6 protein-coding genes and 2 pseudogenes are annotated in these 8,496 nt (G+C 63.6%); 4 read left to right on the top strand and 4 right to left on the bottom strand.

Annotated elements, in window-relative coordinates:
* Nucleotides 1–157 precede the first annotated feature (157 nt).
* The 3 genes and pseudogenes from NKJ91_RS32810 to NKJ91_RS32800 form a co-directional block, all read right to left on the bottom strand.
* Complete coding sequence (locus NKJ91_RS32810; RefSeq protein ID WP_352458811.1) at nt 158–811, bottom strand: hypothetical protein; 654 nt, start codon at nt 809–811, stop codon at nt 158–160.
* A 638-nt stretch (nt 812–1,449) separates the two neighbouring features.
* Entirely contained in the window at nt 1,450–3,567 is a 2,118-nt protein-coding gene (locus NKJ91_RS32805) for a DUF3363 domain-containing protein (RefSeq protein WP_352458810.1), read from the bottom strand.
* A 655-nt stretch (nt 3,568–4,222) separates the two neighbouring features.
* A pseudogene (locus NKJ91_RS32800) lies at nt 4,223–5,326 on the bottom strand (IS110 family RNA-guided transposase).
* Nucleotides 5,327–5,526: 200 nt separating this feature from the next.
* On the opposite strand from NKJ91_RS32800, the pseudogene tnpA reads away from it, so the two are divergent.
* The 3 genes and pseudogenes from tnpA to NKJ91_RS32790 form a co-directional block, all read left to right on the top strand.
* Nucleotides 5,527–5,691 (top strand): annotated as a pseudogene (gene tnpA / locus NKJ91_RS33985) (IS66 family insertion sequence element accessory protein TnpA); the annotation flags it as partial.
* Between the two features lie 156 nt (nt 5,692–5,847).
* Nucleotides 5,848–6,432, top strand: coding sequence for a transposase (locus NKJ91_RS32795; RefSeq protein WP_352458809.1), 585 nt, complete (start codon nt 5,848–5,850; stop codon nt 6,430–6,432).
* Between the two features lie 215 nt (nt 6,433–6,647).
* Complete coding sequence (locus tag NKJ91_RS32790; RefSeq protein WP_352458812.1) at nt 6,648–7,181, top strand: Ros/MucR family transcriptional regulator; 534 nt, start codon at nt 6,648–6,650, stop codon at nt 7,179–7,181.
* An 87-nt stretch (nt 7,182–7,268) separates the two neighbouring features.
* On the opposite strand, the gene NKJ91_RS32785 is transcribed toward NKJ91_RS32790, so the two are convergent.
* Entirely contained in the window at nt 7,269–7,580 is a 312-nt protein-coding gene (locus tag NKJ91_RS32785) for a DUF736 domain-containing protein (protein ID WP_352458808.1), read from the bottom strand.
* A gap of 304 nt (nt 7,581–7,884) precedes the next feature.
* Here NKJ91_RS32785 and NKJ91_RS32780 point away from each other — a divergent pair, with 304 nt between their 5' ends.
* Entirely contained in the window at nt 7,885–8,199 is a 315-nt protein-coding gene (locus tag NKJ91_RS32780) for a hypothetical protein (protein ID WP_352458807.1), read from the top strand.
* Nucleotides 8,200–8,496 lie beyond the last annotated feature (297 nt).

The following is an 8,496-nucleotide window of genomic DNA, read 5'->3' as shown; positions in this document are numbered from 1 at the left end:
CGACCAGCTGACGCCCGGTCGGGCGCTCACGTCGCAGCCGGCGGCACCGTTATGCGACATTTCTACTTTGCTGACATCGCGACATTCGAACTTGGTTGCAACATACAGCACCAGCCCGCCACTTGCGGAGCTCGGGACACCGCCCGCAGTGAAAGAACTATTCAGGCATCTTCTCTTGCACCATGCGCACCAGATCACTGAGCGCCGAGCGGATTTGCGGCCAGGGGAATTCGGAGGATCCCTCCCAGGCTTCGCCCTCGCGCAATACGGCATCGAGCTTGCCCGCCACACCGGCGAGCGTCGTGGCGGGGGTGGTTGAGAACGCTTCAAGCAGATCCTCCGCCCGGTCGCCAGCCTCGCGCTCGTCCCTGAGCGCTGCGGTGTAGCCGCCCTCCTCGGCAGCCGCGTCCCAGCGGGCCTGATGTGCCGCCAAATCAGCTTCGGCCTTCTCGCGGAGAGCCACCATGTCGGGCCCTTTGCCGAGTACATCATTGACCGCCCCGATCGAGTGGACGGTCACGTCTTCTCCCTCCGGCAGGCGGACGGTCACACATGGAAAGCCGATGCTCTCAACAAGCCTCGTCTCCAGGTGTTGCTGCATACGGCAGAGCTGCCCGGTCAATTTGTGGACTCTCTCCCATTCGTGCCAGAGCGCCAGCGCTGGGTCGGCGAGAGGCATACTCGTGGCTGCGGGCGATCCGCCAGAAGCGCTTTTCTCAAGCCCCAAAGCAGTGGACGTGATCATCCCTCCCGCAAGCACTTCCCTGCGAGTGACGAACGGCGGAGTCGTGGTATTGTCGGAATCACCCATGATCCGAGCTCCTCAGAAGCTTGGGTTGTGGTCAGGCTGGGCACGGTGCGCCAACACCGCGCCTAGCCGCACCTCGGACCATCGGCCCAAGGGTATCGCTGATACCTTTGGATCATATAGGAATGATCTAAAGGGATCAACAGGCTTGGTGACAGCAGGACAGATGCGGGCAGCCCGCGCGTTGATTGGTATCGCCCAGGCGGAGCTTGCTCGCCGTGCGGGGGTATCTGTTCCGACAATTAAGCGCTGCGAAAGCGATGGTAAGAACGGTTCGATTGTATCCGCCGAAACCCAAGCAAAGATTCGTACCGTTCTTGAAGCCGAAGGCGTGGAGTTTACCAATGGCGATCGCCCGGGCGTCAGATTGCGGCGACCCTAGCCGGTTGCTGATCGGTTGAGCGCAAGATTCAGGATCGTTTTCAGCCACGGCCGACGACCGGCATACACAGCCGGCAGTCGCTGCCAGATCAGTGGCAGTCAGCATGACCTCGGGGCAATGTCTCTATGAACGAAAAAACGTCCCGCCAACTGAGGATGAGTTTCTGTTCGCCGTGCGCGGCTCGCCGGCCAACGGCACGCTGACGATCTCGGCCCCGCGGCACCGTGACCTACCCGCGGGTGTTTAATGCGCGCTACCCTCACATCCCAATCCCCATGCTGCGTCTTCTGCCGAAGCTCCAGTCAATGCCGCCGCTGTTTTGCACGAGGCCGGTGATGTTCTTGCCGATGCGCTTTTCGAGCATCGGCTGCCATGGAACGAGCCGAAACCCGATGCCATCGTCCAGCATGGCGAAGCGCCCGCTCGCAAGACTGACGGGGCCAAGCAGCGTGCCGCCGACATGGTTGCCGGGCTGGACGGGCGCGAAAGTGAGGCCGCGTGCAGCGGCCATTTCTTTGCCGACGCGCGCGACCTCCTGGCGCTCGAGCGTGGCAACAAGGTCGCGCGAGAAGGTGATCGTCCCGCTGGCCGCATCGCGTTCGGCATGGCCCATCCCGACGAGTTGGGCAGCCCGTCTGTCGAGGGCGTTATCCACGTCGAGACCAAAGCCTGACCGCACCCGCGGCACAGGGGTCCTGGCGGTAAGCTCCCGATCGAGCCAGGTGGCGCCGTCGCTGCCGATCTGCGCGTCGAGGTCAAGCGTCGAGAGCAGGCGGACGGAGAAGTCCTTTCCGCGGCTGCGGGCATCGTAGGCGATGCCGCGCTCGGGCAAGTTTTCCGAAATGCGCCAGTGGTCTTCGTCGATGCGCTCGACATGGCCGGCCCGGCGCAGCGCTTCGAGACGGCGGACATGGAAGCGGACGAAGGCTTCCGGGTCCTTGCCCTGCTGCAAAAATGTCTCGCAGATCGCCTCCAGGTGTCTGCTCGGCCGATAAATGCCCTCCTCGCCCGCTACTGCGCCGATGTTGCGGTCGGCCGCACGCGGCTCCTGCTTCGGCAGGATGGGATCGAGCGCCACGATATGGCCGCGCTGAACGTCATTTAGCTTTGCCGCATCGGCGGTCTCGACATAGTGGGTGCGCCCGTCGACTCCGTCGATGACGAGCGACAGCTTGTCGCTCATCTCATCACCGGCAAGACCCTTGGCGAGCACACGGCCGACGACCGGCTCGGTGATGGTCTGCCGGTGCATTGCGTATTGGGCCGGGCCCCGCTCATCGGCGAGGCCGTGCTCCTCCAGTGCCCGGTGGATGGTCTTGATGATGTCGTTGCGCTCGCCAAGCGCCCGCAGCGTGCTTTCGGCTCTGTCGGAGATCAACCACCGGCCGGGCTCGATCTCGCTCGCCAGGCCGAAGTGCTGCAGTCTCTTTGCCCGATCGATCAGCAGGTAGCGGTTGCTGGAAATGGTGTAGCTGTCGCTGGCATTGGGACGGAGGTCGACAACATCGTGCTCCTGCTGTTCGGCAATCAGCATGCGGTCGAGCCGGGTCAGCCGTTCGGCCCCGACTTCGTTGGCCAGCTTGCGGGCGACCTCGATCTCGCTTTGCAGCCCGAGTTCCCGTTCGACCAGCTCGCCTGCCCGGTGACGGATGCCATGGGCGATGTAGTCGCCGGCGATGTTCAGGATCTTGCCGTCGCCGGTGACGCCGCGCACCAGGACGTGGGTATGCGGATGACCGGTGTTGTGATGGTCGACGGCGATCCAGTCGAGGCGCGTGTCAAGGTCGGTCTCCATCTGCCGCATGAGATCGCGGGTGAAGGAGCGCAGGTCTTCCATCTCCGCGGCATCCTCCGGCGCGACGATGAAGCGGAACTGATGCCGGTCGCCGCGGCCGCGCTCGACGAAGGCCTTTGCGTCGGCCTCGTCGTCGACGGCCGAGTACACCCTGCCCTTCTCGCCGTCCCTGGTGACGCCGTCGCGCTGGAGATAGCGCAGATGCGCATCGACGGCCTTGCTGGTCGTCACGAACTTGTGGCCGCGCCCGGTCCCCTTGCCTCGCCCCGGCAGCTTGACGACGCGCGCCTTGACGACGACGCGGCGGGAGCGAAAGCGGATGCCATTGCCGTCCTGCTTCCAACCGCCACCATCCCTTGGCAAATCTGCCGCCACCTTGCCGCCGCGGCCGCGTGCATTGAAGCGGCCGCTCCCCTTCCCGGCGCCGCTGCTTGCGCCGATGCGATAGGGATTGCCGCCTTGCTTGCGGACAGCGATCTCGACCTGGCGCACGAAGGGCAGCGTGCGCGAATTGACCGGCGCGCCGCCATCCCGCGTCCGGCCGGTGCGAACCTGGAATCTGTCGCTGTCACGATCTGCCATAACGACAGCATCGGCAGTCGGATTTCGCGCTTCAAGATGGCTGGATTGCCGAGTGTGCTATGGCGCACAAAGACTTGCTGCGGCGTAAAACGGCGGATCGCACATCGCTGCGACACCGCATCTTTGCTTTTCAGATCAACAGGATAGCGAACCAGCCGGCATCATCCGCACCTCGCGCCATTCAGCCTGGCGTTAGCATCCGTCGGAAAAAACAATGTGCAGACAGACACTTACGAGCGAAGCGAGTGCGAGCGCCAGCTCGCTTTATCTTGCTGTCATAATCGGTTGTGCTTCCGGTACTCTTTTCACATCGTCGTCTCTCCTCTTTTCTACTCAAAAACACTTTGCGGCTTTCCGCAACATGCTTTCCCGGGAAGCGGCCGAGATCCGGTGCGCCGTGCAGTCCTGCGCACTCGCCGACGGCGTTTTCGGGCTGCATGCTGGCAGCGCTTTTGCCGTCGGGGTGCATCTTTCCATCGGATTCACGGGGCATCGCCACAGGCAGTCCAACGCGGTCCGGCCGTCTTTCGATCGGCTCGGCCGCAAGCAAGATAGCGTGCGTCCCGTCGTTCCTGGTCTGCACCGGTCCTCATCCGCTTCGCAGCGGAGCTCGTGTGTTCAGTTTGCGTCTGTCATGCCGCGCCTGCGTTGCGCGTCAAGCGTCGCCTTGTTCATCGGGCTGCGCCAAGCGTCTTCCAGGCCTTGACCCGGGCGCGCGCAACAGGTCGGCTTCGCTCGCCGCCGGGTCGCCGACATAGCACGTCCCGTCCGTCCACATCGCGTGCATGATCACCGCCAGCTTGCGCGCCACCGCGACGGTCGCCTTGCGGTGATTGCCCCGCTTCGCGAGCATCGTTCCCCAGGTCCTGAGCTTGTCCTTGCCGCGGAAGCGCGTCATCAGCGCCGATGCCGCCTCGTAGAGGGCGCGTCGGACGTCCGCGTCGCCGGCCTTCGATATTCGCCCCTGCGAGTCGATCGACGTGCCCGACTGCCAGCGCCGCGATGTCAGGCCGAAGTAAGCAGCAACATCGCGCGAGCGGCGGAAGCGGGACGGGTCCTCGACTGCCGTCATGAAACTCAGCGCCGTCACCGGGCCGACGCCGGGGATCGCCATGAAGCGGCGGCACAGCTCGTCGCGGGCGACGAACCTCACGGCCAACTCGTGTAGCCGGCAGTACTGCTTCCACAGCTCGGCGCGTGCCGTTAGCATGGCGTCCATCAGCTCTGACGTCAGCGTATCCCCAGTCGTCGCATCGCACAGCCTGGTCGAAAGCCTTCCGGCCGACCTTGCTCAGGCGAATGCCGAAGCTCTCGAGCGAATGGCGGATAGCATTCTCCAGATCGAGGAACTTGCGCTTCAGATTGCGCCGGTGCGTCAGCAGCAACCGCATCCGATAACAGGCTTCCGACTTGATGTGCGCGTGCCGGAACCAGCCGGTGCGCATGATATGGGCAATGCCCCAGGGCATCGGCCGCGTCCGTCTTGTTGCGTTGCGCCGACATCGCCGCGCGCACATGCTGCGTCTCCAGGGCACACCGCCGGAAGCCCAAGCTTCAGCAGTTCCGGATGCAGCTAGGGCGACAGCGAATCTGCCTCGTGGCCGACCCTTCTCAGCCGCGGCAGGAAAGGCTTCAACACCGCCAACAGCGCGTCGGGATCGGTCAAGGCCGTCGCCTGCAGATGCACCGCGCCGCGATCGTCGACGACGCACACCGCCGTCTCGTCCATCGCAACATCCAGTCCACAAAAGAATTCCATCGTCCCTCTCCTGCGTTGTTGACAGGGGGTTTCTTAGCAGCCGACACGCCTGCAAGCAGCGTTTTTCCAGACGCCGGCGCCGCTCGCCGATTACGGGCGGCAATCCCTCGTCCCTCTTCGTAAGCGTCCGGTCCCTGCACCTATTCGGCTAGTGCAATTGAGCTTCATGTCGGGTTCCTTCGTCATGTGGAGGATTTCCGATGGCGCCTCGCCGCTCCTGGGCCAAGGCCAACAGTCCTTACTGGTCGTCGCACGTCGCGAGCTGGTACCGCAGCGACCAAGATGCACTGGAATACTGTCGCCGGCGCGATCTCTCGATCACCACATTCGAGCTGTGGATGCGCCATCTGGTGAGCGCGGATGATCTGCGCAAACGTGCGGAAAAGCTGCAGAATTTGCACCGGAAGAGGGCAGCACGTTCGCGCAAGAAGGTGCCGCCGAAGCGGCCCAAAAGGCCTCCACGCTATCGCTACAGCAGGCGCACGGACAGCGGCCCGATCGCTCTGCGGGCATTCTGGAGCATGCATGTCGAGGCGATGAACTGGAGCGGCATGGGGCATGCGGAGTATACCGCTGCACTTGGTCTGTCGCCGCATGCGTTGCGGATCTGGCGCAATCGCCTGGACGAATCCGGCGACGAAATGGACTGGCGATCCCTGCTTCATCCGAGTGCCCGAGCCCAATTAAGCAGCGCTGCTAATTGCGCGCGACGCAAATACCGCTTGACGCCGAACGCGGTGGATGGGCGATCGAACCGGCGCCGCTTCAGCGACGAGCAGAAGCGGGCGATCGTGCAGGAGACGGAGAAGCCCGGCGTCGCCGTGGCGCAGGTTTGCCGCCGCCGTGCGATCGCCACCATCATGGTCTTCCGCTGGGGTGTCGAGTTCGGCCTGACCGCTCGCAAGGGGCCGCAATTGGCAACGGTTGCGCTCATTCATGGGGCGGAAACCGAACCGCCGGCCCTCACTGACCCGCGCAATCTCGTGCGGCCGCCGGACGGCATGATGGCAGTCCAACTGGACGGTGGGCGGCGCGTCTTTGCATCCGTCGGCAGCAATGCGGATGCAGTCAAGCGGCATCTCGCGGCAAGGGAGAACGCATCATGATCGTCGTTCCGGCGGGTGTGAAGATGCATCTGGCGCTCGGTCATACCAACATGCCCAAGGGGCTCGACGGGCTCGCCACACTGATCCCGCGAAACTTGCCTGCTTGATATTTGCACGGAATGAGGTTTGTTGGCGGAGTAGCGAATTATTTGCCTGGTTGGCGAATAGACAGACTATCCGTTTTCAAAGCGCCCTTTGGACAAGAGGAATATTCGATGACCGTTTCTCCAGACCCACGCGACCAGGCTGATCTCGTATCAATCACCTCCGACATCGTTTCCGCCTACGTTTCGAACAATCCGCTGCCGGTCGGCGAGTTGTCGAAGCTGATCGGGGATGTCTATGTCGCTTTGCAGGGGATCGGTACACCTGTGGCTCCGACCGCAGCCAAACTGGAGCCGGCGGTGTCGATCAAGAAGTCAGTGTCACCTGATCTCATCATATGCCTGGAAGACGGGAAAAAGTTCAAATCCTTGAAGCGGCATATCGGAACGCATTACAATCTGAGCCCTGACGAATACCGGCAGAAATGGAACCTGCCCCCCGACTATCCGATGGTGGCGCCGAATTACGCGGCCACGCGCTCGGCCCTGGCCAAATCAATAGGGCTCGGGCGCAAGGCGGCGACGCCCGTACCTGCCGCGGCAGAAAAACCAAAACGGGCTGCTCGGACGGCAGCAGCTACGACAACTGCGGCAGCCATCAAGTCGCCGCTGAAGAAGACGCGCAAGGCACCGGCCAAAGCCTAGCGCGCTGCAGCTGGCGGACTTGCCAAGCTGTAGGGCCTGAACATGGCAAAGCCCCGCCTTTGCGGCGGGGCTTCGTGTTAAGTCGGATCACTCTGCGGTGCGGCGGGACCAGATGAGCGAGAAGTCGCCCTCGGTGTCGGTCTCGACCAGGCTCGCATAGATCGGAGCGGGGAAGCTGGGATCGTCGAGCTTGACGGAGTGGTAGTCGCGTCCCTCCCGCGAGGTCTTCTTCCATGCCGCCCCGAACTCGGTGGCGCCGGCGAAGATGCGGAAGTCGGGACCCTTTTCGTTGTCGCCGTCGGCCGGGGAGAAGATCACCGTCTTGACGTTGAGGTTGAGGGTCTTGACCGAGCCGGAGAAGCCGTTCGCGGTGCGCGAGAATGTGCCGATCGTAGCCATTGTGGTGGTTCCTTCTGTTTTTCTCGGGCCACGCCCATCGCGGCCTCGACGGTGGTCGTGAGACCGGAGACGATCGGTCCGCACCCCGAAGGGGCTGAAACGAAGTGGAGGATGGCGACGCGAGGCTTTCTTGATTCGCGAGGAATGGACGCGTAGCGGCCAGGGGAAGAAAACGCGGCGCCGTCGTTGCGGGAAGACGATCGAGACTGAGTGCAGCGAAGGCGGTCTTCGGTCAGACCCAATCCATTCGAGGACGCCGTGGGTGTGGCTTAGAGCGAACAGAAGGGAACACCACGAGGCTACGTTGGATTACAGCCAATATCGTCCGCGCCATGGCGCTGCTCCGTTCCTGCCAAAGAGCTGGCCTCAAACGCCCGGGAGTGTGGTCCCTCGTCCAACAGGTGAAAAAGGAACGGCCCGATTTCCCTTCATCTTTGGGCTAACGGCCGTCGAGTTTCGGGCGGCTCCGAAGACGACCGACGGACTGCTGATCGCAGCGGCTTCCAAGCTGCCAACTCTCGTGACGATTTCGCGTTCCAGTCGACTGGATGCGAGCCCGCTTGAGATCGATGGCCAGGAACATTTCATCACACCCGATCCTCACCGCATCGCCGAATGATGCGACTACGCCGACTTCTGCGCACGGTGAGGCATTGCCGGGAATGGGACGCATCCGCACAGGCACCTCATCGCGCCACATGGCTGGGCGATGGCACGCCGGGGAGACATTCGTGTCGGGGACGTTCTGGGTTCCACCGCTTGCAAAACTTCGTACGGTCGAGGTCTCCGGGCCCCCGGGGGGGGGGGGGGGGGGGGAGGTTGTAAGGCCGGCGCGGGCCCCGGGGGGGGGGCGGGGAAGGAGGGGGAAAAGGGGGGCGGCGGGGTGGGGGGGGGGGGCGGGGGGGGGGGGGGGGGG

Source organism: Mesorhizobium sp. M0040, assembly GCF_040323505.1.
Taxonomy (GTDB): domain Bacteria; phylum Pseudomonadota; class Alphaproteobacteria; order Rhizobiales; family Rhizobiaceae; genus Mesorhizobium.
The sequence above is the reverse complement of the archived record's forward strand: the minus strand, read 5'-3'. Positions and strand labels throughout refer to the sequence as shown.